This is a genomic window from Bradyrhizobium sp. LTSP885, from assembly GCF_000938305.1.
GTDB lineage: Bacteria > Pseudomonadota > Alphaproteobacteria > Rhizobiales > Xanthobacteraceae > Bradyrhizobium.
The window spans coordinates 19233-45710 of record NZ_JYMT01000010.1; the positions used below are offsets into that span (position 1 = coordinate 19233).

Below are 26478 nucleotides of genomic sequence, written 5' to 3' on the forward strand. Positions count from 1 at the left end.
GCGTCAGGCGAAGTAGCAGCTCACGGACCCATAAGGTCCATAGTCGGCTTGAATCGTGTCGCCTTTGCGGGTTTCGATCGGGCGGATGAAGGAGCCCGCCAGCACCACCTGTCCGGCTTCCAGCGCCAGCCCGTTCGGCGCGATCTTGTTGGCAAGCCAGGCGACCGCGGTCGCGGGATGGTTGAGCACGCCGGCGGCAAGCCCGGTCTCCTCGAGCTGGCCGTTGCGGTAGCAGAGCGCGCCGATCCAGCGCAGGTCAGCGTCCAGTGGGCGGATCGGGCGGCCGCCGAGCACGATGCCGGCATTCGCAGCGTTGTCGGCGATCGTGTCGAAGATCTTGCGCGTCGCCTTGGTCTGCGGATCGACGCGCTCGACCCGCGTATCCAGGATTTCCAGCGCCGGCACCACGAAGTCGGTGGCATTGAGCACGTCGAACAGGGTGCAGTCCGGGCCTGCGAGCCGATGCTTCATCACGAAGGCCAACTCGGCCTCGACGCGGGTTGCGATGAAGCGATCGCTCGGCACCAGCCCGCCATCGGCAAAGAACATGTCGTCGAGCAGGATGCCTGAATCCGGCTCGTCGATGTTGAGCGCGCTCTGCATCGCCTTCGAGGTCAGGCCGATCTTGTGGCCCTTGACGACGCGGCCCTGCGCCACCTTCATCTCGACCCAAGCCTGCTGAATCGCGTAGGCATCGGCAAGCGTGATGCCGGGGTATTCCAGCGAGAGCTGGCGGATCTGCGTGCGGGTCTTTTCCGCCTGGTCGAGCCGTTGGGCGGCCGCGCGGATATCGTCGTGGGAGAGGGCCATGCGTGCTACACAAAGTGGATGCTGGGAGATAATTAACATGTTAAGTGAATGTCCGCAAACTGAATCGATGCATGTTGCAGCGCAAAAGTTTGCGGTTGTGGATTGAACGATGGCTCGCAAGAAATCGTCGAACGAACTGCGTTCAAATCCAGCAGAGGCCGGATCGTCCCGGCGGGTGCCGATGCGCGAGTTCTCACGCTCGCTGCCGATGTCGCTGCTCCGTGCCCGTGAAGCCGTGATGCGGCAATTCCGCCCGTCGCTGCGCAGTCATGGGCTGACCGAGCAGCAGTGGCGAATTCTGCGTGCACTCTCCTCCGTCGACGAGATTGAGGTCACCGAGCTCGCGCATGTGGCGTTCCTGCTCGGCCCGAGCCTGTCGCGCATCCTGCGCGATCTCGAAGCCCGCCAGTTGATCGAGCGCAGGACGGCGGCGAACGACCTGCGGCGCGCGGTCGTCTCGATCTCGGCGAAGGGGTTGAAGCTGATCGAGGCGGTGGCGCCGACGTCTGAGGCGATTTACGCCGCGATCACCAAACGCTACGGCGCGCGCAGGCTTGCCGAACTACAGGAGATGCTCGGCACACTCGAGGCGAGCCTGTTCGAAATGGCGTCCCCCGAGGACGCCGAGTTGGAATCCGACGAGTGATCACAAATTTGCATGATGATATGCAGCATGACGCATAGCTTCACGGGCTGCACAGGCCTTGTGCAGTGTCGTTATCGGCGATTGCGCTGGATCAGTCGGGAATAGGACCAGGGCACCGGCGTTAATCAGTTTTGAGCGCCGTCACACACCGGCGTCTCGGCTGTTAGTCGAACTCGCCGCATTATCAATTTACTCAGGACGTGGAAGCCCCTAAGACGCTCGCGGTTTCGCGTCCGGTATTTGGGATGCCAAAGCCAAGAAGGGCCGACAAGGAAGCCCGGCCCCAGGGAGGAATGAATGAAGTTAACGAGACGCGATTTCGCGGCCGGTATCGTCGCTGGCATTGCCGCCCCCCACATCATCTCGAGCGCGCGGGCGCAAGGCGCAACCCTCAAGATCGGCATGTGTGCGCCCGTCACCGGTCCCGCCGCCGAGTCCGGCGGTTACGCCGTCAAGGGCGCCAAGCTCGCGCTCGAAGCCGTCAACAAGGCCGGCGGCATTCTCGGCAAGCAGGGCGAACTGATCGTCGAGGACGACCAGACCACCAATCCCGGCATCGTGCTGGCCTTCTCCAAGCTCGCCGCGAATGCCGAGATCGTCGGCTTCCTCGGCTCGATCCGCTCGACCCAGGTCCACGCGATGGCGCCCGATGTGATCAAGCTCGGCAAGCCCGTGATGATCGGCGGCACCGATCCGAACCTCACCCACATGGGCAACAAATGGCTGTTCCGCTTCCGCCCCAATGACAGCTATTCCGGCCGCGTCATCGCCGAATACGGCGTCAGCACGCTTGGCAAGAAGAAGTGGGCCGTACTGCACTCGACCGACGCCTTCGGCACCGCCGGCGGCAAGGCGCTGACCGCCGCGCTCGAAAAGCTCGGGGCACCGCCGGTGCTCGACCAGGGCTACGCCAACCAGAGCCAGGACTTCACCCCCGTCGTGCTCGCGATCAAGCAATCCGGCGCCGATATCCTCGGCTCCTATTTCACCTTCGAGAACGACCTCGGCATCTTTGCCCGCCAGTTGCGCCAGCTCGGCGTCAACATTCCCTGGGTCGGCTCGCCGTCGATCGTCAACATCACCGCGCTCAAGCTCGCCGGTCCCGCGCTCTACAACACCTACGGTGTCGCCGATTACGCGGAAGATTCCAGCGAAGGCTCAAAGGCGTTCGGCAAGCTCTATCGCGATGCGGTCAAGGTCGCGCCCGACAACCAGAGCTCATGGACCTATGACGCAATCACCGTGCTGTCGGCAGCGATCAACAAGGCCGGCTCGACCGATCCCGACAAGATCCGCGACGCGATTCTCGCAATCAAGAAGTTCCCGGGTGCCGAGGGCGAATACAATTTCGACCAGAACGGCGACGGGCTTCACGGCTACAACATCGTGAAGAACGACAAGGGTAACATCACCTTCGACAAGCACATCGAGTTCAACGACTGATACCGGCAAAAGGCCTCTTCGGCGTCAGCCGGGGAGGCCAGCGCCGGTCGCTCGTTGGACTGGGCTCTCCTCGAACCGAACGCTTGTCATGGATTTATTCCTTCAACTGCTGTTCACGGGCATCGGCATCGGCGCGGTCTATGCGCTGGTTGCGCTGGGCTTCGTGCTGATCTTCCGCGCCACCAACGTGGTGAATTTCGCGCAGGGCGAATTCTCGATGGTCGCGGCCTATCTGATGGTCTATTTCGCCGTCGATCTCGGCTGGCCCTATTGGCTGTCGTTCCTGCTCGCGCTGGCCGGCATGGCGCTGCTCGGTGTCATCTTCAATCTCGGCGTCTATTATCCGCTGCGCCATCGCTCCTATCTGCCTGTCATCATCGCCACGATCGGCGCCTCGATCCTGCTCGCCAACTCCGTGCTCGCGATCTACGGCCCGCAGCCGCAGGTGCTGCCGGGCTGGTTCGAGACACCAGGCATCCAGCTCGGCCCGGTCTATCTCGACAGCCAGTATCTCCTGATCATCGGCGTCACGATCCTGCTGGTGATCTTCAATTTTTGGTTCTTCGAGAAGACGCTGCTCGGCAAGAAGCTGCAGGCGACCTCGCAGGACAAGGAAATGGCCTCGCTGCTCGGCATTTCCGTCTCCACCATGATCATGATCACCTTCATCTACTCAGCCGTGCTCGGCGGTCTCGCCGGCCTCCTGGTCGCCCCCGTGCTGTTCGTCTCGATCCAGATGGGCTCGACGATCGCGCTGAAGGCGTTTGCCGCCACCATCATCGGCGGCTTCGGCGATGTCACCGGCGCCATCATCGGCGGGCTCGCGCTCGGCGTGATCGAGACCTTCGGCGCCGCCTATATCTCGGTGCCCTACAAGGACGGCTTTGCCTTCCTGGTGCTGATCGCCTTCCTGATCTTCCGGCCGCAGGGCATCTTCGGCGAACGTGTCGCGGAGAAAGCATGAGCGCCAGCGAAAACATTCAGGTCCCGGCGCCTGCGATCCGCTCGAAGCCGCTGCTGCTTCGGCACCTGCCGTATTTCATCGGCGTTGCCATCGTGGTGGCGCTCGCCGCCAGGATGCAGTTCGACGGCTACGTCCACAACATCCTGATGCAGGCGACGACATTCTCGATCGCGGTGTTCGGGCTCTCGGTCGTGCTTGGCCTGTGCGGCCAGATCAATCTGGCGCAGGCGGCGTTCTTCGGCTTCGGCGCCTACGCGGTCGGTATCGGAACCACCGATTGGCATCTGAGCTTCTGGCTATGTCTCGTTGCGGGCAGCGTGATTGCGCTGCTGGCCGGCGCGTTCCTCGGCGCCTCGACGTTGCGGCTCGGCGGCCACTACCTGGCCATGGTCACGATCTCGTTCCAGCAGATCGTGACGCTGGTGATGATCAATGCGATCTGGCTGACGCATGGGCCGGACGGCGTCTCGAACATCGGACGTCCCGCTCTGTTCCAGAGCTCGCAGAGCTATCTCGCCTTCTGCGTCGCAGCACTCGGCATCGTCGGCTATCTGGTCTGGCACCTGCCGGATACCAGGCTCGGCCGCGCCATGCGGGCGGTACGCGACAATGAACTCGCGGCCGGCGTCAACGGCATCGACGTGTTCCGCACCAAGGTCTACGCCTTTGCGGTGTGCGCGGCGCTGGGCGGCCTTGCCGGCGGCCTGTTCGCCGGCGGCTTCGCCTATGTCAGCCCGGACCAGTTCTCGTTCGCGGAATCGATCGTGTTCCTGACCATGTCGCTGCTCGGCGGCGTGGCCTCGCCGATCGGATCGGCGATCGGCACGGGATTGCTGATCCTGATCCCGGAATGGCTGCGCTTCCTCAAGAGCGTGCCGGGGCTTTACCTTGCGATCTACGGCCTGTCCGTGATCCTGATCATCCGCTTCATGCCCGACGGCATCTGGGGCTTTGTGTCCAACGCCTTCACGCGCTTGCGGGCGCGCGCCAAGGCGCCCCCGGCTGTGGCCGCGCTGCAGCTGAGACCTGCGACCACCGGCGGCAACATCGTGCTCGAGGTGACCGGGCTGTCGAAGCATTTCGGCGGCCTCAAGGCGGTCGACGGCGTCGACATCGCGGTCAGGCGCGGCGGCGTGCACGCGCTGATCGGCCCCAATGGTTCCGGCAAGACCACGACGCTGAACGTGCTGTCCGGCCTCTACAAGGCGACGTCGGGCAAGATCGTGCTCGACGGCACCGACATCACCAATATGGCGCCGCATCAGCGCACGGCTGCGGGTCTGGGGCGCACCTTCCAGAACATCCGCCTGTTCCGGTCGATGACGGCGCTGGAGAATGTCGAGATCGGCGCCGAGCGTCCCGGCAACACCATGATCGGGAAGGGCGACGACGCGCTGACCGAGCGTGCGATGGAGGCCTTGACCTTCGTCGGCCTCGGCAGCCGCGCCAACGAGTTGATCTCGAGCTTCTCCTACGGCCATCAGCGCCTGATCGAGATCGCGCGGGCGCTGGCGTCAAATCCGACGCTGCTGCTGCTCGATGAACCCGCCGCCGGCCTCAATTCGACCGAAAAGCTCGAGCTGCATGAGCTGTTGAAGCGCATCGCTGCGCAAGGTCTCACCATCCTGATCATCGATCACGACATGACGCTGGTCTCGGAAGCCGCCCAGCACATCACCGTGCTGAACTTCGGACGCCGGATCGCCGACGGCGAATCCCTGGCGGTGCTGCGTCATCCCGACGTCGTCTCCGCCTATCTCGGGAGCGAATGATGCCGCTGCTCGAAATCCGCAATCTCGTGGTCCGCTACGGCGAGATCGAAGCGCTGCGCGGCGTCACTATCGCCGTAGAGCAGGGGCAGGTGGTCACACTGTTAGGGGCCAACGGCGCCGGCAAGTCGACCACGCTGCGCGCAATTTCCGGCCTCGCCAAGCCGGCCTCGGGCGACATCATCTTCGACGGCCATTCGATCGCGGGCCTCGGGCCGGAAGCGATCGTCCGGCTCGGCATCTCGCATGTGCCGGAAGGCCGCCGCGTGTTCCCGGGCCTCACGGTGAAAGAGAACATCATGTTAGGGGCGTCGAACCGGAAGGTTTCGGCGTCGCAGATCTCGCGCGAGGCGGATGCGATGTTCGACCTGTTTCCGGACATCCGCGCCTTCTCCGGCGCGCTCGGCTGGACGCTGTCCGGCGGGCAGCTGCAGATGGTCGCGGTCGCCCGAGGGCTGATGGCCAAGCCGCGGCTGCTGCTGCTGGACGAGCCGTCGCTCGGTCTCGCGCCCGTCATCGTCCAGGCGGTGTTCCGCATAATTTCGCAGATCAGGAAGGACACCACGGTCTTGCTCGTCGAGCAAAATGCGCGCATGGGACTTTCAGTCGCCGATCATGGCTTCGTCCTGGAAACCGGGCGGATCGTGCTGGGCGGCAGACCCGACGAATTGTGGGGCAACGAAGCCATCGCCGCGGCCTATCTTGGCGGTCACGCCAAATCCCACGCGTAAAGGTCGCGCCCAATCCAACGAGCTGTTCTTCATGGTCACCATCAAGGTTGATAATCTCATCAACTTCGTTTCCGAGGTGTTTTCGCATTCGGAATCCTCAACTGAGGAGGCGAGGCGGATCGCGACTTACCTGACGACCGCGAACCTCACCGGGCATGACAGCCACGGCGTGATCCGTGTTCCGGTCTATGTCAGGTGGAAGAAGATGGGCTCGGTGGTGCCGAACCAGACCCCCGAAGTCGTGGTCGACACGCCGGCGCTCGCGGTGGTCGACGGCAAGTTCGGCTACGGACAAACCGTCACGCCCGTCGCGGTCAGGCTCGGCATCGAGAAGTGCAAAAAGGCGGGCCTCGCTGCGATCGCGCTACGCAACGCCGGCCATATCGGCCGCGTCGGCGACTGGGCCGAGATGGCAGCCGCCGAAGGCCTGGTGTCGGTGCATTTCGTCAACGCTGCGGGCTCGCTGCTGGTCGCGCCTTACGGCGGCGTCGAGAAGCGGCTGTCGACCGCGCCGTATTGCGTCGGTATTCCGCGCGAGGGGCAGGACCCGATCGTGCTCGATTTTGCGACCTCCGTGGTTGCCGAGGGCAAGGTGCTGGTCGCAAGCCGCGGCGGCAAGAACCTGCCGAAGGCCGCGCTGGTCGATGCCGACGGCACCTTGAGCGAAGATCCGCATGTGCTCTATGGGCCGTTCACGCCGGATGGACCGCGCGACCACACCAAGGGCACTGGCGCGATCCGCGCTTTCGGCGATCACAAGGGCTCGGGTCTCGCGTTCATCTGCGAGTTGCTCGGCGGCGCCCTGACCGGCACTGGTGCCACCGCTCCGGACCGCCGTTTCGCCAACGGCATGCTGGCCATTTACATCGATCCGAAGGTGGTGGACCCTGCAAACTTCTTCGACGGCGAGATCGCGCGCTATGTCGATTTCATCAGGGAAACAAAGCCGATCGCGGGTGTCGAATCCGTGCTGATTCCGGGCGATGTCGAGCGGAAAACCCGCGCCGAGCGTACCAAAAACGGCATCCCCTTGCCTGACGACACCTGGGCGGCGATAGTGAACACCGCGCGCGAAGTCGGCGTCAGCGAAGTCTTAATCCAGCGGGCGACAAGCTAAGGCTGGTCCCCCAAGAAACCGCGAAGGGAAACGCGATCAATGGCAAACAAGGTCAAGCAAGTCTGGGCGTCGGGCAAGGCTGTCGTCAACGGCTGGCTCGCAATCCCGTCGGGGTTTTCGGCCGAAGTGATCGCGCAATGCGGCTTCGACAGCGTCACCGTCGACATGCAGCACGGCGTGCAGGACTATCTCTCGATGGTGCAGTGCTTCCAGTCGATGCATGGCCATCCGGTGACTCCGATGGTCCGCGTGCCCTGGAATGAGCCCGGCATCGTCGGCAAGGTGCTCGACGGCGGCGCCTATGGCGTGATCTGTCCGATGGTCAACACCCCGGAGGAAGCCAAGAACCTGGTCTCCTACGCGAAGTATCCGCCGAAGGGCGTGCGCTCCAACGGTCCGATCCGCGCCGGCATGTACGGCTCGGCCGGCACCTACCAGCAGACCGCGAACGACGAGATCGTGCTGCTGCCGATGATGGAGACCAGGACCGCGGTCGAGAACATGGAAGCGATCCTCGATGTCGAGGGCATCGACGGCGTCTATGTCGGTCCGTCCGATCTCGGCTTCTCCTACGGCCTGGTGCCGAAGCTCGACCGCGACGAGCCGGAGATCCTCAAGATCTACGAGAAGATCATCAAGGAATGCGGCAAGCGCGGCCTCCACCCGGGCATTCACTGCTCCGGCGCCGAAGGCGCAGCGCGCGCCATCAACATCGGCTTCAAGCTCGTGACGCTGTCGAACGAGGTCGGCCTGATGCAGACCTACGCAAAGATGCAGGTCAACGCGACCCGCGAGAAGTCGGGCGGGAAAGCGTAAGCTTTTCCCGCAAGCGCACGCTGTTCTCCCTCGCCCCGCTCTTCGCGGGGAGAGGGTTGGGGTGAGGGGCCTCCATCCGGCGAGCACATTGTTCGTGATTGCGCACGTGCCTTGCCCCTCACCCGAATTCTCGCTTTGCGAGAATTCGACCTCTCCCCGCAAAGAGCGGGGAGAGGTGAAAGAAACTCCGAAGGAGACTCCCATGGCCCCAACCCACGTCATCCGCCTGCATCCTGACGACAGCGTCCTGATCGCGCGCGCGAGCCTGCCGCCGGGACTGGTGGTGGAGGGTGTCACCACGGTCGAGCGCATTCCGGCCGGCCACAAGGTCGCGATCAAGCCGATTGCAGTCGGCGAGCCGATCAAGCGCTACGGCCAGATCATCGGCTTCGCGACTGCGCCGATCGCGCCGGGCCAGCACGTGCATACCCAGAATTGCGGCATGGGCGATTTCGCCAAGGACTATGCCTATGGCGTCGACGTCAAGCCGGTGCCGAATTTCGATCTGCCCGCGACCTTCGAGGGCATCCGCCGCGCCGACGGCCGCGTTGCAACCCGCAACTATATCGGCATCCTCACCTCGGTGAATTGCAGCGCCCATGTCGCCGGCATCGTCGCCGATATGTTCAAGAAGAACCCGTTCACCGGCGACAATCCGCTCGCTGATTACCCGAATGTCGACGGCGTCGTTGCGCTGACCCACAAGACCGGCTGCGGCATGACCCAGGACGAGCCGCTGGCGCTGCTCCGCCGCACGCTCGGCGGCTACGCGCGGCATGTGAATTTCTCCAACGTGATCGTGCTCGGTCTCGGCTGCGAGGTGAACCAGATCGGCGGCCTGATGCAGGAGCAGAAGCTCGCCGGCCGCCTGCGCGCGATGGACATCCAGGAGGTCGGTGGTACCCGCAAGACGGTGGAAGCCGGCGTTGCCTTCGTGAGGGAAGCGCTGACCGACGCCAACAAAGTCAAGCGCGAGCCGGTGCCGGCGAGCGAACTCACGGTCGCGCTACAATGCGGCGGCTCCGACGGCTATTCCGGTGTGTCGGCCAATCCGGCGCTGGGCGCGGCGAGCGACCTGCTGGTCCGCCATGGCGGCACCGTGATCCTTTCGGAGACGCCTGAGACCTATGGCGCCGAGCATCTGTTGACGCGCCGCGCCGTCAGCCGCGAGGTCGGCGAGAAACTGGTCGGGCTGATGCGCTGGTGGGAGGAATACACCCAGCGCGAAGGCGCCGAGATGAACGCCAATCCGAGCCCCGGCAACAAGGCCGGCGGCCTCACCACCATCCTGGAAAAATCGCTCGGTGCGATGGCGAAGGCCGGCAGCACCAACCTCGTCGACGTCCTGCACTACGCCGAGACGGTGACCAAGAAGGGCTTCGTGTTCATGGACACGCCCGGCTACGACCCGGTCGCGGCGACCGGGCAGGTGGCAGGCGGCGCCAACCTCGTCTGCTTCACCACCGGCCGCGGCAGCGTGTTCGGCTGCAAGCCCGCGCCCTCGATCAAGCTCGCCACCAACACGCCAATGTACACGCGGATGGTAGACGACATGGACGTCAATTGCGGCACCATCCTCGACGGCGAGGAAAGCGTGCAGGATTGCGGTCAGCGCATCTTCGACCTGATCCTCAAGACCGCCTCGGGGCAGCCGACCAAGAGCGAGAGCTTTGATTTCGGCGGCGCCGAGTTCGCACCCTGGGTGCTAGGGGCGACGATGTAGCTGAAAGCGTAGCCCGGATGGAGCGCAGCGAAATCCGGGACTCTCGTACGCGCACGGACCCCGGATTGCGCTTTGCTGCATCCGGGCTACGCAGCCTCATGCAATCACTCGTTCACCGCAACGCTATCCCCAGCGCGCTGAAATAGCTTGCGGGCACGTGGTCCCGCACGATCCGTGGCAGGACGCTGGCAAACATGTCGAGCGGCCGCGGGCCGATCCTGCGAATGAACCGGAACGCCGCGAGTGCGCGAAAATCGTCGAGGCCGGCCTGCACGAGCCCGTTCACGAAATCCGGTTCGTTGCTGTCGTCCAAGGACATCGTCGGCGGGTCGGCAAAGCTGCCATCGGTTGGACACTGGATCAGGCGCCCGACATGGAGGAACGTATTGCCCAGCCCGGGCGGCACCGTCGGCACGACATCGTCGCCATGCACCAGGCGGATGGTGCAGTTGCCGAGCCCCGTCGTGTAGCCGTTGAAGAAATCCAGTCCTCCGACCCTCGGGCCGCCAAACGTGGTGACCGCAGTCGCCGTTGCGCCGAGTTCGCGCATCGCGCGTTCGGCCGCGATGATCGCGAGCGCACCGCCGAGGCTGTGGCCGGTGAAGAACAGCTTTTGGGCGGCAGCGGGACGCTGCTGGATGATGGGCACGATCTGCGGCCAGATCGAGTCGACTGCGGCCTTGAATCCGCTGTGCAGGCCGTCGGGAGACGGGGCCGCGGTGAAGTCGGTGATCCAGTCCTCGATCTTGAGCGGGTCGGTGCCGGAGAACGCGATCATGGTCGCATTGCGTCCCGCCGCCGCCACGAAGCAGGCGCTGTGCGGCGGCAGGCCGCTGACAGGATCATTGCTGGCGAGCCCCTTCAGATCCAGTTGCCACGCGGTCAGGATGTCCTTCACCTTGCCCGGGTCATCGGTCTCGTAGGCCAGCTGCGACATCCACATCATTGCCCTGGCGTCGTCCATGGCAAAGGACGGCCTTGCCGTGAACTTGCTGAGCGCGTTGTCGGGATATGCACTTCGGCTGATCGCTACCAGAAAGCTCATTGCGGCATCTCCTGTGCCACAAGCGGGACCACGGCCATCAAATCAATCACAGGTAGACCGCGTCAACAAGCGGAAGCGTCCGCGGCCAATTCGCGCTGTGAGGGCTGGGGGCGACGTCACGGGTGCCACGGCCGACCTCCGGCGGGTCAGCCCCTTGGGGCGATGCCGTTGCCTTCGAGCTGCGAGCGCCAAAGCGCGAAGGTCAGCAGCGGCCACAACGCATAGGCGTGATTGGTCTCGAGACCGGCGTGCTCGCGCCAGAGCGTGCGGACGGCGTCCGGTTGAAGGTAGGGCGCAAGGATGTCCGGCGAATCCTGAAAAATCGACTCGGCGAGACGCCGCAGCGGTCCACGCAACAATGTTGACAGCGGATTGTTGAAGCCGCGCTTCGGCGCTCCCCATACCTCGGCGGCCGCGCCCTTGGCGCGCAGCGCCTTACGGAGCAGGGGTTTGCTCGGGCCGCCTGGCGGCACGATCAGGTCGGAACTGCAGGCGCCCGACAATTCCATGATCCGGCGATCGAGAAACGGCACGCGGATCTCGACGCCGTTGGCCATGCTCATCGCGTCGGTCTTCATCAAGAGGCCGGCCGGCAGATGATAGGTCTGGTCGGCGATCAGGCATCGATCCAGCAGGGTCGGGCCATCGGCCTGCTCGATTGCCGTGCGATAGCCAGCCATCGGGCTGACGTTTTCGAGGTGCCGCAGTGCCGGCCCGTAGATCCGGGAGACGAGGAAGTCGGGGACATAGCGCCGCCACTCCGCGTGCGCGAGCGATCCGCCGGCCGCGACCCCGAGCAGGAAGCGGGACAGTAGCGCGGTCGCCGGAAGGCGGGTCTCGTCCGTGCGTGAGGCCCGGTACATCAATTGCCCCAGCGACCTTGCGACCCCTGCGGGAATGGCGCCGCCGAACCGCTCGGCCAAGCGCGTCGCCCTGTAGGTTGGGTATCCGCCGAAAAATTCATCGGCACCGTCGCCCGATAGCGCGACCGTGGCGTTGCGGCGCAGCTCCGCCGTCAGCAACAGCAGCGGCCCGGCGCTTTCATCCGCGACCTGGCCGTCGAAGTGGTGCACGACGCGTGCGAGCGTCGCGGCAGGATCCGGGTCTGCGCTGACCTGGACGATCCGGTGCGGCAATCCGGTCTGTTGCGCGACCAGTGAAGCGATCGCGCTTTCATCATGCGACTGCTCGGCGAACGATGCGGTCACCAGCGGAAACTGTCCGCGCTTCGCCAGCGCGTAGGCGATCAGCGAGCTGTCGATTCCGCCGCTCTGAAGAACCCCGACGGGGACGTCGCTGATCAACTGGTCGTCGACCACGCGATCGAGCAACGGCAGGAATGCATCCACCGCCTCGTCAAGTCGGCGGATGCGATAAGCGCGACGCGGCTGCCAGAAGCGCCGCGAGGTCTCGGCGGAGTTCTGATAGATCGTCAGCGTGCCCGGCTCGACCTGGCGGATGTGGCGCATGGTCGTCGCGGTCGGCCCGACATAGCCCATGGCGAGGAAGCGATGCAGGCCGTCGGGATCGAACTCGCGCGGGTGGGCCGGGTCGGCGAGAATGCCCTTGATCTCGCTGGCGAAGCGCAACGTGCTGCCGACCTGCGAAAAGAACAGCGGCTTGGCCCCGATTGAATCCCGCGCCAGCACCAGGCGCCGTTCGTCCTTGTCCCACAGGGCGATCGCGAAGATACCCTCGATCCGGGCGAACAGATCGTCGCCCCAGGCGAGATAGCCCGCAGGCAGCACCTCGGTGTCGCAATGGGAGTGGAACACCGTTCCGAAATCCCGCGCAAGTTCCGCGCGCAACGCGGCTTCGTTGTAGATTTCGCCGTTATAGGTCACCGTGATCCGGCCGCTCGGATCGCTCATCGGCTGGCGTCCGGCGTCGGTCAGATCGCGGATGGCCAGTCGGCGGTGGGCGAAGCCAACGGCGCCATCATGCCAGATCTCTCCTGCGTCGGGCCCGCGATGGATGAGCGTGGCGTTCATCCGCTCCAGCACGGCGGGGTCGACGTTGCGGCCGTCGAGGTTGAGAATGCCGGCGATACCACACATGCGTGGATGCTACATCATATCGGTGAGTTGAGTGAAACCGTGATCGCTGCAGTTTCAGGGGCAGCCGAGCGCCTTCCCCCGATACAGCTGAAACCGGAGCAGCCGAATTCGCCCGGTATCGATCGCTTCGGCCGGCTGGCGCGAGGCGAAATCGCCGGCGTAGGTGCCTTCCGGGAGCGCGACTACGAGATTGTAATCGCCGCAAAGACGCTCGACGACCTTGTCGGCTTCAGCGAAGTCCTTTGCCAGGTGAACGAGCTTGTAGGAGGCACCGATTTGCGCACTGATCGGCGCGGCTTCGAGAACCGGGGACACGACGACATCCTCGTAGCGCGTGTTTCGACCGATATCGTCCCACATCAGATACGCCGTGCGATTGACACGACCGAGCAGATACCACGGCTCTTCCGTGATAGTCTCTGCGCAAACGATCGCGCAAAGGGCGACGGCGAGGCTCAGGACCGCGAATCCGAATCGGGGCAGGGCTTTGCCGCTCATGAACGGCCGGACCGTTGCAAGCGCCGCGATTGGCAGAAGTGCGAACGGCACCAAGCCATAGGCCAACATCGCCTTCATGATCGCCCAGCGATGGATGAATGTGTGCTCATACAGGATGAGCATGTGCACATAGAACGGAACGGTGACGAGGAAGAGGATCGAACCGGTGGCAAAGACGGCCTTCCGCTCCGCCGGATCGCAGGCGCGCCGAAACGCAATCATGACAAGCACGAGAGTCGCCAGCGTGGATCCCGCAATCAATGCAAATGCGATTGGCGTGTAGAAATCAGTATGGATTTGCCCGACGAAAGCATCCATGAATCCGGATATGGGACTGTCACTGGACAGGTTCATCCGCTGCTGGATCTTGAGAAAGAGCTGATGAACCGATGTCGCCACCCCCAACTGTCTCGCCATGGAGTCCGGGGCAAAGAAGCGCCAAACCAGGTACAGTCCGAATGCGCTCATGGGCAGCAGGCAAAGCGCGATCACACCGCGCATTCTCATGCGCGTTTCCACTCCGAAGTAACTGGCCGCCAGGCGGCTGAAAATCCAAAACGCGAATAGCGTGTAGGATAGCCAATCGACAAAGAATGCGGTGAAGATGATGACCAGCTCGAACGCCGTGATGATCCGTTTTTCGCGCTCACGCTGCGCGCTGTAGAATAATGTCTCGAGCAGCAGGAACAGCGTTGTATAGATCAGCACCGCGTTGGTGACGTCGTAAACCTGCGAGAAGACGTATAACGGGCCGCGCGAGAGCAGGATAGGGAAGCTGACGCCGACCGCGATCAGGCCACTGCTCACTTTCCCGATCCGGTTCATCGAGGCGATATTGAACGCGATGAGCGCTGCCGCCAGCGCGATCAGCCCGTGCTCGCCGGTGTTGATCCAGTTCACGATCGGGACGCTCGGCTCCCTGCCGAGAGCCATCGCGATCAGATAAACCGGAACGAATGCTCCAGGTGGCCATGATTCATACAGCACCCGCTCCGGGGCCTCGATCGAGCGAGGCGCAATCGGCGTCGAGAACCACATTTTGAGCGGACCCTCGTCCCACCACATGCGAGCCCACATCGACGCCTCCGACGTCGTGCAGTCGGCATCGAACACTGGGACCTGATCCATGTAGGGGAGGCGCAAGCCAAGGGAGTGCAGCCAGACGAGAAATACTCCCAAGGCTACAAGGCAGCCCGCGATCCGTCGAAGGGTCATTGAGTGTCCGGGAAAGTACGGAAAGGACGCGCTGGTTTACCTTGCAATCACGCTGAGATATGCACTACTCGTTACATCTACGCAACTTGCACGGAATACTCCAGTTTCGTTCTATTAGCCTTTCGACCGGTCCGTTCGACCTGATGGCGATGATGGATAGTTCCAGACAAAAGCAGCACTATACTGCGATCCACGATGCCTATGAGGCGCATTACTACGATGCGCCTTCGATGGAATACAGGTCGCGGTTTATCTACCGCTGGCTGTTCGCGGGCGTCGATTTCAACAATGCCACGGTCGCCGATCTGGCTTGCGGCAGCGGTTACAATTCGCTTGCGTTGAAGCAGCGGTTTGACCGCGTCCGGACGGTGGGCTTCGACATATCCGAGCCGGCTTGCGCGTCCTACCGCCGCACCACCAGCGGCGATGCACATGTCGTTGACCTGATGCGTCCCGTTGCAGTTTCCGAATCCTACGATGCCGCCATCGTCGTTGGCGGGCTGCATCACTGCGTGGTCGATCTTGCGCAGACGCTTCGCAACATCGCGGCCATGGTCAAGCCTGGCGGCTATTTTCTGATGATGGAGCCGAGCGCCGACTTCGCACTGAATGTCGTCCGCGACAGATGGTACGCAGCAGACAAATATTTCGATGCCCCGACCGAGGAGGCGTTGTCGCACGATGCCATCCTGAAGCAGGCTGAGCCCTATTTCGAGGGCAAGGCGGTCCGGTACTTCGGCGGGCTGGCCTATTTCCTAATCCTCAACAGCTTGATCATGCGCGTGCCTCTCGCCGCCAAGCCGATCCTTTGGCCGATTGTGAAACCCGTCGAGGTGGCCTTCGGCAATATCCCGCTGCCGAGCATGTATCCGTGTTTCCTTGCGAAGTGGAAGCGCACCTCGGTGCCGATAACCGCCGGGAGCGTCGCTTGACCAGGGGGCGTCATGGACGCTGATACTGTTCATACCGAAGCGCTCGCGCCGACGTTCTCCAGCGCGATTGCCGACGCTCACAACTATATGGATTGGATCGTGGGGACGTTCCGTTCTTATCTGGGGCGGAACGTTCTTGAAGTCGGCATCGGCCACGGCAGCTACTACGAGTATCTCAGCAAGCGCGGAGGCTATCGTGGCGTCGATATCGATCCGGCAAACGTCGAAGGCTCCCGTGCAAGATATCCCGGCGGCGACTTCGAGCTTGCCGATATCTGCTCGGAAGAGTTCAGATCGCGCTTCGGACCGGGCAAGGTCGATACGGTGGTGTGCTGCAATGTCATCGAGCATATCGAAGACGACAACCGGGCGGTTGCCAATTTGGCCAACGCACTGGTTTCGGGGGGACATCTGCTGATCCTCGTGCCGGCGCTGCAGCAGCTCTATGGCGAACTCGATCGTCTCGCCGGCCACTATCGCCGCTACGACAAAGAGATGATGCTGAAGGCCTGCAACGGAGCGCCGATCGAAATCCTCGAGCTGCGCTATTTCAATTCGATTGGAGGGCTGGCCTGGTGGGTGAACCGGTTTGCCAGGCACCAGTCGCTCGACGCCGCCGCCGTCAACGCGCAGATCCGGATTTTCGACAAGTACATTCTTCCGATCTCCAGGTTGGTTGATCCCGTGACGCGCGGATTCTTCGGCCAGTCCCTGATTTGCGTGGCAACGCGAAAATGATCTCGGTCGTCATCCCCGCGCTTAACGAGAAAGACGCGATCGGGTCCACGGTTTCAGATGTGTCCAGGGTGCTTACCGCAGCGAATCTGGTTCCATTCGAGATCGTCGTCGTCGACGACGGGTCGGGCGACGAGACCGGGAAGATCGCTGAGGCTGTGGGCGCACGGGTCGTCCGCCATCCGCACAATGTCGGCTATGGCCGGTCACTCAAGAGGGGCATCGAAGCGTCGCGATATGACACGATCGCGATTTGCGATGCCGACGGCACCTATCCGGCCGCATCGATTCCGAGCCTCGTAAAGCTTTTCGAGGGCGGCTTCGACATGGCGGTCGGTCAACGGCACGGGCCGCACTACCGCGGATCCAGGTTGAAGATGCTGCTGCGGGGGATATTGCGCTTTTTGGTCGAGTGGTCGGCCGGGCGCCGGGTTCCGGATATCAATTCCGGCTTGCGCGTGTTCAGCCGCGCCACCGTGATGCCGTACTTTCCGCATCTCTGCGACACCTTCAGCTTTACGACGTCGATGACGCTCGCCTACATGATGACGGGCCGTTTCGTTGCCTATGCGAAGGTCGACTATTTCGAACGGACCGGCCGCAGCAAGGTTCGGCTGTTCAAGGATGCGCTGCGCACGTTGCAGTTCGTCGTCGAGGCGATCGTCTACTACAATCCGTTGAAGATATTTCTGCTGTTCAGCCTGATCTGTCTGGCGGGAGCCGTCGTGATGATGGCGGTGTCGCTCTACTTCAAGATCGTCACCGGCATCATGCTGGCCGTCGGCACCGCGATGGTCTCGATCATCATATTCGCGATCGGCATGTTGGCGGTCCTGCTCAAGCAGATCATGGACAGGGCCTGAGCCCGCGGCGGCGTGAGCAAACCCGTGCCGCCTCCTCGACGACGTGGTAGGCCCGTCCGATAGGCACCCCATGCCGCTTGTTAGTGCTTGATCCACCCGCGCACCAGTGTTCTGCTCAAAAAAGCTGCTGGAGTCCCTTGTCCGTGTCGATCTTCGTCGCACTGCACCACGTCACGCATTACAAATACGACCGGCCGATCGATCTCGGGCCCCAGACCATCCGGCTCCGTCCCGCGCCGCATACCCGCACGCCGATCCTGAGCTATTCGCTCAAGGTGACGCCGGCGAACCATTTCGTGAACTGGCTGCAGGATCCGCAGGGCAATTGGCTGGCGCGCTACGTCTTTCCGGAGAAGGCGACCGAGCTCAAGATCGAGGTCGACTTCACCGCGCAGATGACCGTGGTCAATCCGTTCGACTTCTTCGTCGAACCCTCCGCCTTCAGCTTTCCGTTCGAATACAGTAGCGATCTCAAGGCCGAGCTTGCGCCCTATCTGGAGACGAGCGAGCCCGGTCCGCTGCTTTCAGCGTACCTCAAGGAGATTCCGCGCAAAGCCGACAGCACGGTCAATTTCCTGGTCGAGCTGAACGCGCAGCTGCGGAAGATCATCCGCTACATCGTCCGCATGGAGCCCGGCATCCAGACGCCGGAGGAGACGCTCGCGGCCGGCTCCGGCTCCTGCCGCGACTCGGCATGGCTGTTGATCCAGGCGCTGCGCCATCTCGGGCTCGCCACGCGCTTCGTCTCCGGCTACCTGATCCAGCTGCGGCCCGACATCGATCCGCTCGAAGGGCCGCGCGAGGTCGAGAGCGATTTCACCGATCTGCACGCCTGGGCCGAAGTCTATCTGCCTGGCGCGGGCTGGATCGGTTTCGACGTCACCTCGGGCATGCTGACCGGCGAGGGGCACATTCCGGTCTGCGCCACGCCGCATTATCGCTCGGCCGCGCCGGTGACCGGCACCGCGGGCTTCGCCAACACCGATTTCGCCTTCGAGATGACGGTCAAGCGGATCCGCGAGGCGCCGCGGATCACCAGGCCATTCTCCGACGAATCCTGGGCACGGCTCGACAAACTTGGCGAGCAGGTCGATGCCGATCTGACCAGGGACGATGTCCGCCTCACCATGGGCGGCGAGCCGACCTTCGTCTCGATCGACGATCTGGAGTCCCCGGAATGGAACGTCGCCGCGGTCGGCCCGACCAAGCGCGTGCTCGCCGACGAGCTGATCCGCAAGCTGCACACGCGCTTCGCCCCGGGCGGCCTGCTGCACTATGGCCAGGGCAAATGGTATCCGGGCGAGACCCTGCCGCGCTGGGCCTTCGGGCTGTACTGGCGCAAGGACGGCAAGCCGATCTGGAAGAACGCCGATCTGATCGCGTCGGTCGAAAATCCGCGTAAAGCTGAGGTCGCGGATGCGGAGCGCTTCGCGATCGGGACCGCCGCGAAGCTCGGCCTGAAGCCGGATTACGTCATGCCCGCCTACGAGGACACTGCGTTCTGGCTGCAGCGCGAGGCGGGTTTGCCGGCCAATGTCAGCCCGGCCAATGCCAAACTGGCCGATGCGGAAGAGCGTGCACGGATCGCGCGGGTGTTCGACGAGGGACTGACGACGCCGAAGGGCTACGTGCTGCCGATCCAGCGCTGGTCGCCGCTTGCCGATCGTATTCCGGCGCGCTGGCGCAGCGAGCGCTGGACAATTCGCCGCAGCCATCTGTTTTTGTTTCCCGGCGATTCCCCGCTCGGCCTGCGGCTTCCGATCGGCTCGCTCGAACACGTCGCTGCCGAAGATTTTCCCTACATCATCGAGCAGGATCCGATGGCGCCGCGCGATGCGCTGGGCGAGATCGATCCGGAGCTGAAGCAGGCGCTCAAGGACATTGAAGAGCCGGCCCCGGTGCGCACCGCGATGTCGATCGAGGTCCGCGATGGCGTGCTCTGTGCCTTCATGCCGCCGGTCGAGAAGGTCGACGATTATCTCGAGCTGATCGCGGCGCTCGAGGCGACTGCCGAAGAGCTTAAGCTGCAAGTCAATGTCGAGGGTTACGGGCCGCCTTACGATCCGCGCATCGAGGTCATCAAGGTGACGCCCGATCCCGGCGTGATCGAGATCAACGTCCAGCCGGCGCAAGACTGGCGCACGGCGGTGGACATCACGCTCGGGCTCTACGAAGACGCCGCGAAGACGCGGTTAGGGGCCAACCGCTTCCTGATCGACGGCCGCCACACCGGCACCGGCGGCGGCAATCACATCGTGGTCGGCGGCAGCAAGCCGGAGGATTCGCCGTTCCTGCGCCGGCCCGATCTCTTGAAGAGCCTCGTGCTGTACTGGCAGCGGCATCCGTCGCTGTCCTACCTGTTCTCCGGCATGTTCATCGGTCCGACCAGCCAGGCGCCGCGCATCGACGAGGCCCGGCACGACGGGCTCTATGAACTCGAGATCGCGCTCGCGCATGTGCCGCCGTCGGGCATGGACGCGCCGCTCTGGCTGGTCGACCGGCTGTTCCGGCACATCCTGGTCGACATCACCGGCAACACCCACCGCGCCGAGATCTGCATCGACAAGCTCTATTCCCCCGACAGCCCGACCGGCCGGCTTGGCCTGGTCGAATTCCGCGCGCTCGAAATGCCGCCCGATCCGCGGATGTCGCTGGCGCAGCAGCTGTTGATCCGCGCGCTGATCGCCAAACTTTGGCGCGAGCCGCAGCAGGGCAAATTCGTGCGCTGGGGCACCGCGCTGCACGACCGCTTCATGCTGCCGCATTTCCTCTGGGAGGATTTCTTGGGCGTGCTCGCCGAGCTCAAGCACTCCGGCTACGATGTCGAGCCGGAATGGTACCAGGCCCAGCTCGAATTCCGCTTCCCCGCCTTCGGCCGCATCCATCACGGCGGTGTCAGCCTCGAGCTGCGCCAGGCGCTGGAGCCCTGGCATGTGCTCGGTGAGGAGGGCACCGCTGGTGGCACCGTGCGCTATGTCGACTCTTCGGTCGAGCGGCTGCAGGTCAAGGCGACCGGCTTCGTCGAGGGACGCCACGTCATCACCTGCAACGGCCGGCGGATGCCGATGACCGAGACCGGTCGTGCCGGCGAGGCGGTGGCCGGCGTCCGCTTCAAGGCCTGGCAACCGGCCTCGGGCCTGCACCCGACCGTTCCGGTGCATGCGCCGCTGACGTTTGATCTGATTGACACCTGGAATGGCCGCTCGCTCGGCGGCTGCGTCTATCACGTCGCCCATCCCGGCGGCCGCAACTACGAGACCAAACCGGTCAATTCCTACGAGGCGGAGGCGCGGCGGCTGGCGCGATTCCAGGATCACGGCCATACCCCAGGCCCGATCGAGCCGCCGCCGGAGGAACGCACAGTTGAGTTTCCGTTGACCCTCGACTTGCGGACGCCGCTCCTGCACTAATTGAGGGCAGGGGAAGTGCAATGACCGGTTCGGGTGGCCAAGGAAGCAGCCAAGGCAGCAGTCAGGAGAGCAGGGCCCGTCCCGGCCAGCGCCGGACGGCGCAATGGACCCGCGATTACGCCCGGCTTCCCGGCATTCCCGACGAATATATCGCGCAGGACGGTGCGCCACGTCCGGTCTGGACCCGTTTCTTCGATGCCTTTGCCGCGCTGTCGCCGGCCGATATCGAGCGGCGATTCGCCGCCGCCGACCGGCATCTGCGCGAGGCCGGCGTCACCTATCGCGCGCCCGGCGATACCGCCGACCGGATCTGGCCGCTCAGCCATTTGCCGCTGCTGATTGACGCCGCCGACTGGCGCCAACTGGCCGCCGCGGTCGCGCAACGCGCGCAGCTGATGGAAATGGTGCTCGGCGATCTCTACGGCGAGGGCCGTCTGGTCGCTGATGGCGCTGTTCCCGCCGCGGCGATTGCCGGCAGCGGCGAATATCTGCGCGCGGTCAGCGGTATCAAGCCGGCGGGCGGCCGCTATCTGCATCTCTACGCCGCCGATGTCGGCCGCGGGCCGGATGGCCGCTGGTGGGTGCTTGGCGACCGCACGCAGGCGCCGTCCGGCGCGGGCTATGCGCTGGAAAATCGCCTGGTGCTGTCGCGCGCCTTCTCCAATCTCTACAAGTCGATGAATGTCGAGCGCGTGGCGCCGTTCTTCGAACAGTTCCGCGATTCCTTGCGCGCCAGCGCCGATCGCGACGAACCGCGGATCGGCCTGCTCACGCCCGGCGCGTTCAGCGAGACCTATTTCGAGCACGCCACGCTGGCGCGCTATCTGGGTTTCCTGCTGGTCGAAGGCGACGATCTCGCGGTCTCGGGCGATCGCGTCCACATCCGCACCGTGGCTGGGCTGAAGCGGCTCGACGTGCTGCTGCGCCGGGTCGATTCCAACATGCTCGATCCGCTCGAGCTCGATTCATCCTCCTATCTCGGCGTGCCTGGCCTCGTCGAGGTGCTGCGCAAACAGGGTGTCGTGGTCGCCAACATGCCGGGCTCGGGGGTGCTGGAGGCACGCGCGCTGCTCGGCTTCCTGCCCAATCTCTGCCGGCGGCTGCTTGGCGAAGATCTGGCGATGCCGCACATCGCGACCTGGTGGTGCGGCCAGAAAGCGGCCCGCGAGGAGGTGCTGTCGCGGCTCGACGAGTTCGCGATCGAGGGTGCCTATGGCCGCGGCGCTCCCGGCTTCCCCGGCAATGGCCCGGTGCTTCCTGGCCAATTGCCGGCAAGCGAGCGCGACCGGCTCAAGGATGCGATCGCCAATCGCGGCATCGATTATGTCGGGCAGGAGCTGGTGAGGCTTTCGACCACGCCGGTCTGGGAGAACGGCCGCATCGCGCCGCGTCCCTTCGCGCTGCGGGTGTTCGCAGCCGCGACGCCGAACGGTTGGACTGTGCTGCCCGGCGGCTTGTGCCGGATCGCCGAACGGGCGGATGCACGCGCGGTGTCGATGGGCGATGGCGCTGTTTCGGCCGACGTCTGGATCGTCTCCGACAAGGCGGTTGCAACCTCGACGCTGTTGCCTGCGGTCGACACGGTGCGCATCCGCCGCATCGCCGGCGTGCTGCCGAGCCGCGCCGCGGACAATCTGTTCTGGCTCGGCCGCTATCTCGAGCGCGCCGAGGCGACCATGCGGCTGATCCGTGCGCTGGGCACGCCGTTGCGCGATCCGGCCCGCACGAATGCCACCGGCACCGCGCCGACGCTGCATTCGGCTGAGCGGATCCAGCGCATGCTGGTTGCCTGGGGCGCGTCCTCGCAGACCGCGCGCGCCAATCCCGCCAAGGTCGCACTCGAAGCGCTGCAGAGCGAGGAGAAAGCCGGCTCGGCGCTGTCATTGGTGCGATCGGCGCAGCGCACCGCAACCTCGCTGCGCGAGCGGCTGTCGCCGGATGCCTGGCAGGTCATCACCGAAATGGCCGAGCGCCTCGCCATCGAGGTTCATGATGACGACGGCGTCGTTAGCGCCGCCGAGCTGACGCTGCAGGAGTTGGCAAGCTTTGCCGGGCTGGCGCAGGAGAACATGAACCGTGCCGCCGGCTGGCGCTTCCTGGAGATGGGCCGCCGCGCCGAGCGCGCCATCAACACCACGCGCTTCGCCCGCCAGTTCGCTTATGACGATGCCGGCGACGAAGACCTCGACGTCCTGCTGACGCTGGTCGACTGCCAGATCACCTATCGCTCACGCTATCTGGTGCAGCCGCTGCTGGCGCCGGTGCGCGATCTGGCGGTGCTCGATCCCTACAATCCGCGCTCGGTGGTGTTCCAGGTCGCCTGCCTGAACGAGCATGTCGCCGCGCTGCCGAGCCTGAAGGAGCATGGGATGATCGAGCGGCCGCAGCGCCTGGCAGTCGCACTGGAGGCGATGCTGACGACGGCGGAGGCCACGGCGCTCGACGTCAAGGCGCTGTTCGCGCTGGAGCAGGACCTGCTGAGCCTCGCCGACGCAATCGGGCTGCACTACTTCCCGCACGGACCGAACGCCAGCCGGCCGGAGAAGCTCACGGGGCTGGCGTGATCTACGACATCCGTCACGTCACGACCTACAGCTATGAGACCCAGGTCAGCTTCGCGCGCTGCTCGCTGCGGCTGGAGCCACTCAGCGGCGACGGCCAGCAGCTGATCTCCCACAGTGTCGAGATCAGGCCGAAGCCCGCGGAGCGCACGGCAAGGCGGGACTTCTTCGGCACGCTGACCGAGAACGTGCTGATCGAGACCGCCCACCGCAACCTTCGCATCGATTCGCGCTCGCGCGTCTCGGTCGAACGGCAGGCGCCGCCCCGCGATACCGCGAGTCCGTCATGGGAGACCGTGCGTGACGTCGCCTTCGAGGCCTCGAGCCTGGGTGCGGACTCGCCGGTCGGCTATGTCTTCGCCAGCGCGCTGGTACCGGTGCTGCGGCCGGTGACCGCCTATGCGTCGGCGAGCTTTGCGCCCGGCGGCGGCATCCTGCGAGGCGCCGCCGACCTGATGCGCCGCATCCGCACCGACTTCAAATACGATCCGAAGGCGACCGTGATCTCGACGCCGCTGAAGGAGGTGTTCGAGAAGCGCCACGGCGTCTGCCAGGATTTTGCCCATGTGATGATCGCAGGGCTGCGCGGGCTCGGCCTGCCGGCCGCCTATGTCTCTGGCTATCTGCGCACCATTCCGCCGCCCGGCCAGCCGCGGCTGCAGGGCGCGGACGCGACCCATGCCTGGGTCTCGGTCTGGTGTGGCGCCGAACTCGGCTGGATCGGGTTCGATCCGACCAACGATCTCGTCGTCGCGAGCGACCACATCATCCTTGCCGTCGGGCGCGACTTCTCCGACGTCTCGCCGGTCGACGGCGTCATCGTCGGCGCGCGCAAGCAGAAGCTCAACGTTGCGGTGGACGTGCTGCTGGTGGAATGAGCGGAAACAGGCGGGCGCACTCGTTGGCGCCAACGCCTCGATCAGGCCACGCGCCGTTTGCTCGATTTGTCCCACCCGACCGGGCTGACGACGACGCGGTCGCGGCCCTCACGCTTGGCTTCATAAAGGGCAAGGTCCGCCGCCTTGATCAGATCGCGTGACGTGCGCTCATGGTCGGGAACGAGACAAGCCAATCCGATGCTGACGGTCGGCAGCTCACCCTGCGATGCGCGGGCGGTCGTCAGCCTTGCGCGAATCTGTTCGGCGACTTCCAGCGCTCCCACTTTGCCGATGCCGGGCAGCAGCACGGAAAACTCCTCGCCGCCATAGCGTGCGCCAAGGTCGGTCGCGCGCTTGGTGCTGGTTGCGATGCACTGCCCCACGGTGGCAAGCACCGCGTCGCCGGCCTGATGCCCGTAGGTGTCGTTGAAGATCTTGAAATGATCGACATCGATCATCAGGACCGAGACCGGCGCCTTCGCGCGCATGCCGCGGCGCCATTCGACGTCCAGGGTATTGTCGAGGCGGCGGCGGTTGGCCAGGCCGGTCAGTGAATCGGTGCTGGCGAGGTGCGCCAGCCGGTCTTCGGCCGCGGCCCGCCGTTTGACGGCCGCCACCAGGTAGAACATCAGGACGATCGAGAAGCCGCCGAGTGCGGCCACCACGCCGCCGATCAGCCAAAGCTGTTGCCACCAGTCGGCATAGATGCCGTCGAGCGCGAGACCCTGGGCAATGATGAGGGGATGGTGCCCGACCTGCTGAAAAACGTAGAGCCGGCTGACGCGATCGACGACCGATTTCGTGACGTAGGAGCCGGATTGCCGTGCCGGAAACTGCTTGAGGGCTTGGGAGTCCCGGATGCTTTGCCCGATCTTGCCGATGTCGAACGGCGCCCGCATCAGCATCGCGCCGTCGGTGTTGAACAGCGTCATGCTGTCGTTGGGGCCGAAGCTCAGCTTCCGGAACAGATTGTGGAAATAGCTGAGCCGCATGCTGCCGGCGACCACGCCGGCGAACGAGCCGTCGCTGTCGCTGATGCGCCGGCTCAGGCTGATCAGATATTCGCCTTGCTGGGTGACCCAGGGCGCACTGATGTACAATCCCGCGGCCGATCGCGTTTGATGGACCCGGAAGAAATCATGATTGGCGAAATTCGCCGGCGGCGGCGTCAACGTTGTGGAATCGAGCATGACGTCGCCGGCCGGGTTCAGCACGAGAATTGAACCGAGATCCTTGGCCGTTGCGGCCCGGTCGAACAGCACGACCTGCCGAAGTTCCGGGCTGATGCTGTTGATCTCGGGCAGCTTCACGCCGTCGGCGACAGCCTGCAGCGAGAGATCATAGAGCTCGATGTTGCGGTCGATCTCGCTTGCGATGCTGGCGACGAGGTTGGTCGATGCTTCCTTCGCGTGCTGGTAGTCCTTCTGCGCCATCTCCCAGAGGATGGCCGCGCAGACTGCGCAAAAGCAGAGGATGAGGCCGATGCCGAGTGCGAACAGCCGTTTGGCTGGCACTGTCCTCGGTCGTGGCAAAATCCCGTGCATTGCTCGCTTCCCCGAAATTCCCCGCACCCCCGTGCTTGGGCCGCGTTTATGGGGGCATCGGATTGAGAAAGCCGGCGTGAACCGGACGCAATTTATTCGAGCCGGTTAGGGGGTGATTAACCATGGCGCATTCCCCCGGAATGAGGGCCGTGAGCCATGCAAAAACTGCCTGTCGGGCAACTCAGCAAAAACCCGTCAAGCCCTCGCGTGAAAAATATTCCGATTTTCAGAATCGCAACTCAGTGATATAGATATGCCGTCCCACCCGATTGAGGGGCGAGCGCACGTCACGAACGCGCGGTGGGATGCGGTGGACGCCGAATGCGCAACTGACGAGAGCGCGTGAGGCGGACGGCGAAGTCGTGTGGTCCTGACGCTGCAATGCAGGCGGAAAGTTTCTAGAGAAGCTGACGCTTCTCAGAGACAACGGTGGCAACAAAGCGCTCACCGGGGAGAGCACGAAGGAAACCGTAAAACCATCGTGCAGGGAAAGCCGGAGTTCCCGGTTACACCTGTGGTCCTACCCCGGTGCTTTTTGTTGCACCGGGCCCATGGGTGCGATCGGCACCCGGCTTTCCCTGCGCCCTCTGCTCAATAAGAGGGCAAACGAAATGCAAAGCTCGGACAAATCATGTCGCGAGAATGCGCAGCCACATCCACCGCTGTCATCGCCCGGCTCGACCGGGCGACCCAGTACGCCGCGGCCTCTCGGTTCCAGCCC

General features: G+C 64.2%; 19 protein-coding genes. 14 read left to right on the forward strand and 5 right to left on the reverse strand.

Features of this window, described 5'->3' with window-relative positions:
• Positions 1–3: 3 nt before the first annotated feature.
• Positions 4–810 (reverse strand): 2-oxo-hept-4-ene-1,7-dioate hydratase, encoded by an 807-nt coding sequence (gene hpaH / locus UP09_RS06460; RefSeq protein ID WP_044537247.1) that lies wholly within the window; start codon positions 808–810, stop codon positions 4–6.
• 109 nt (positions 811–919) lie between these two features.
• Here hpaH and hpaR point away from each other — a divergent pair, with 109 nt between their 5' ends.
• The 8 genes from hpaR to UP09_RS06500 all read left to right on the forward strand — a co-directional run bounded on the left by hpaR (position 920) and on the right by UP09_RS06500 (position 10019).
• Entirely contained in the window at positions 920–1456 is a 537-nt protein-coding gene (gene hpaR, locus UP09_RS06465; protein ID WP_044537248.1) for a homoprotocatechuate degradation operon regulator HpaR, read from the forward strand.
• A gap of 297 nt (positions 1457–1753) precedes the next feature.
• Positions 1754–2899, forward strand: a complete 1146-nt coding sequence (locus tag UP09_RS06470; RefSeq protein WP_044537250.1) for an ABC transporter substrate-binding protein — start codon at positions 1754–1756, stop codon at positions 2897–2899.
• 88 nt (positions 2900–2987) lie between these two features.
• Complete coding sequence (locus tag UP09_RS06475; RefSeq protein WP_044537251.1) at positions 2988–3863, forward strand: branched-chain amino acid ABC transporter permease; 876 nt, start codon at positions 2988–2990, stop codon at positions 3861–3863.
• The gene (locus tag UP09_RS06480) at positions 3860–5635 is read left to right on the forward strand and encodes a branched-chain amino acid ABC transporter ATP-binding protein/permease (RefSeq protein ID WP_044537252.1); all 1776 of its coding nucleotides are present in this window, start codon (positions 3860–3862) and stop codon (positions 5633–5635) included. Before UP09_RS06475 ends, UP09_RS06480 begins: the two co-directional genes overlap by 4 nt.
• Positions 5635–6363 (forward strand): ABC transporter ATP-binding protein, encoded by a 729-nt coding sequence (locus UP09_RS06485; RefSeq protein ID WP_044537253.1) that lies wholly within the window; start codon positions 5635–5637, stop codon positions 6361–6363. Before UP09_RS06480 ends, UP09_RS06485 begins: the two co-directional genes overlap by 1 nt.
• 31 nt (positions 6364–6394) lie before the next feature.
• On the forward strand, positions 6395–7480 hold the full coding sequence (locus UP09_RS06490) for a malate/lactate/ureidoglycolate dehydrogenase (protein ID WP_044537405.1): 1086 nt from the start codon (positions 6395–6397) through the stop codon (positions 7478–7480).
• Between the two features lie 39 nt (positions 7481–7519).
• The gene (locus UP09_RS06495) at positions 7520–8296 is read left to right on the forward strand and encodes an HpcH/HpaI aldolase family protein (protein WP_044537254.1); all 777 of its coding nucleotides are present in this window, start codon (positions 7520–7522) and stop codon (positions 8294–8296) included.
• Between the two features lie 202 nt (positions 8297–8498).
• Complete coding sequence (locus UP09_RS06500) at positions 8499–10019, forward strand: UxaA family hydrolase (RefSeq protein ID WP_044537255.1); 1521 nt, start codon at positions 8499–8501, stop codon at positions 10017–10019.
• A 112-nt stretch (positions 10020–10131) separates the two neighbouring features.
• On the opposite strand, the gene UP09_RS06505 is transcribed toward UP09_RS06500, so the two are convergent.
• The 3 genes from UP09_RS06505 to UP09_RS06515 all read right to left on the reverse strand — a co-directional run bounded on the left by UP09_RS06505 (position 10132) and on the right by UP09_RS06515 (position 14732).
• Positions 10132–11064: a lipase family protein gene (locus tag UP09_RS06505; protein ID WP_052832988.1), complete on the reverse strand. Its 933-nt coding sequence runs from the start codon at positions 11062–11064 to the stop codon at positions 10132–10134.
• 146 nt (positions 11065–11210) lie between these two features.
• The gene (gene asnB, locus UP09_RS06510) at positions 11211–13121 is read right to left on the reverse strand and encodes an asparagine synthase (glutamine-hydrolyzing) (RefSeq protein WP_044537256.1); all 1911 of its coding nucleotides are present in this window, start codon (positions 13119–13121) and stop codon (positions 11211–11213) included.
• Positions 13122–13175: 54 nt separating this feature from the next.
• Positions 13176–14732 carry a hypothetical protein gene (locus UP09_RS06515; RefSeq protein ID WP_044537257.1) on the reverse strand — a complete coding sequence of 519 codons (1557 nt, stop codon included), beginning with the start codon at positions 14730–14732 and terminating at the stop codon, positions 13176–13178.
• Between the two features lie 254 nt (positions 14733–14986).
• Here UP09_RS06515 and UP09_RS06520 point away from each other — a divergent pair, with 254 nt between their 5' ends.
• From UP09_RS06520 to UP09_RS06545, 6 genes are all read left to right on the forward strand, one after another.
• Positions 14987–15766: a class I SAM-dependent methyltransferase gene (locus UP09_RS06520; protein ID WP_197082621.1), complete on the forward strand. Its 780-nt coding sequence runs from the start codon at positions 14987–14989 to the stop codon at positions 15764–15766.
• A 12-nt stretch (positions 15767–15778) separates the two neighbouring features.
• The gene (locus tag UP09_RS06525; RefSeq protein ID WP_044537259.1) at positions 15779–16504 is read left to right on the forward strand and encodes a class I SAM-dependent methyltransferase; all 726 of its coding nucleotides are present in this window, start codon (positions 15779–15781) and stop codon (positions 16502–16504) included.
• Positions 16501–17364 carry a glycosyltransferase family 2 protein gene (locus tag UP09_RS06530; protein ID WP_044537260.1) on the forward strand — a complete coding sequence of 288 codons (864 nt, stop codon included), beginning with the start codon at positions 16501–16503 and terminating at the stop codon, positions 17362–17364. The genes UP09_RS06525 and UP09_RS06530 overlap by 4 nt, the downstream gene beginning before the upstream one ends.
• A gap of 143 nt (positions 17365–17507) precedes the next feature.
• Positions 17508–20774 carry a transglutaminase family protein gene (locus tag UP09_RS06535; RefSeq protein ID WP_044537407.1) on the forward strand — a complete coding sequence of 1089 codons (3267 nt, stop codon included), beginning with the start codon at positions 17508–17510 and terminating at the stop codon, positions 20772–20774.
• 20 nt (positions 20775–20794) lie between these two features.
• Entirely contained in the window at positions 20795–23338 is a 2544-nt protein-coding gene (locus UP09_RS06540) for a circularly permuted type 2 ATP-grasp protein (protein WP_044537261.1), read from the forward strand.
• Positions 23335–24213 carry a transglutaminase family protein gene (locus UP09_RS06545; protein WP_044537262.1) on the forward strand — a complete coding sequence of 293 codons (879 nt, stop codon included), beginning with the start codon at positions 23335–23337 and terminating at the stop codon, positions 24211–24213. The genes UP09_RS06540 and UP09_RS06545 overlap by 4 nt, the downstream gene beginning before the upstream one ends.
• Positions 24214–24254: 41 nt before the next feature.
• Here UP09_RS06545 and UP09_RS06550 read toward each other — a convergent pair whose 3' ends face one another.
• Positions 24255–25727, reverse strand: coding sequence for a sensor domain-containing diguanylate cyclase (locus UP09_RS06550; RefSeq protein WP_245301764.1), 1473 nt, complete (start codon positions 25725–25727; stop codon positions 24255–24257).
• Between the last annotated feature and the right edge of the window lie 751 nt (positions 25728–26478).

Excerpts from the sequence above, each read along its gene's own strand:
- UP09_RS06525 (WP_044537259.1), top strand. The coding sequence starts at position 15,779 with ATGGACGCTGATACTGTTCATACCGAAGCGCTCGCGCCGACGTTCTCC.
- UP09_RS06540 (WP_044537261.1), top strand. The coding sequence starts at position 20,795 with ATGACCGGTTCGGGTGGCCAAGGAAGCAGCCAAGGCAGCAGTCAGGAG.
- UP09_RS06480 (WP_044537252.1), top strand. The coding sequence starts at position 3,860 with ATGAGCGCCAGCGAAAACATTCAGGTCCCGGCGCCTGCGATCCGCTCG.
- UP09_RS06530 (WP_044537260.1), top strand. The coding sequence starts at position 16,501 with ATGATCTCGGTCGTCATCCCCGCGCTTAACGAGAAAGACGCGATCGGG.
- UP09_RS06470 (WP_044537250.1), top strand. The coding sequence starts at position 1,754 with ATGAAGTTAACGAGACGCGATTTCGCGGCCGGTATCGTCGCTGGCATT.
- UP09_RS06490 (WP_044537405.1), top strand. The coding sequence starts at position 6,395 with ATGGTCACCATCAAGGTTGATAATCTCATCAACTTCGTTTCCGAGGTG.
- UP09_RS06475 (WP_044537251.1), top strand. The coding sequence starts at position 2,988 with ATGGATTTATTCCTTCAACTGCTGTTCACGGGCATCGGCATCGGCGCG.
- asnB (WP_044537256.1), bottom strand. The coding sequence starts at position 13,121 with ATGTGTGGTATCGCCGGCATTCTCAACCTCGACGGCCGCAACGTCGAC.
- UP09_RS06520 (WP_197082621.1), top strand. The coding sequence starts at position 14,987 with ATGGATAGTTCCAGACAAAAGCAGCACTATACTGCGATCCACGATGCC.
- UP09_RS06505 (WP_052832988.1), bottom strand. The coding sequence starts at position 11,064 with ATGAGCTTTCTGGTAGCGATCAGCCGAAGTGCATATCCCGACAACGCG.
- UP09_RS06495 (WP_044537254.1), top strand. The coding sequence starts at position 7,520 with ATGGCAAACAAGGTCAAGCAAGTCTGGGCGTCGGGCAAGGCTGTCGTC.
- UP09_RS06500 (WP_044537255.1), top strand. The coding sequence starts at position 8,499 with ATGGCCCCAACCCACGTCATCCGCCTGCATCCTGACGACAGCGTCCTG.
- UP09_RS06485 (WP_044537253.1), top strand. The coding sequence starts at position 5,635 with ATGCCGCTGCTCGAAATCCGCAATCTCGTGGTCCGCTACGGCGAGATC.
- hpaH (WP_044537247.1), bottom strand. The coding sequence starts at position 810 with ATGGCCCTCTCCCACGACGATATCCGCGCGGCCGCCCAACGGCTCGAC.
- hpaR (WP_044537248.1), top strand. The coding sequence starts at position 920 with ATGGCTCGCAAGAAATCGTCGAACGAACTGCGTTCAAATCCAGCAGAG.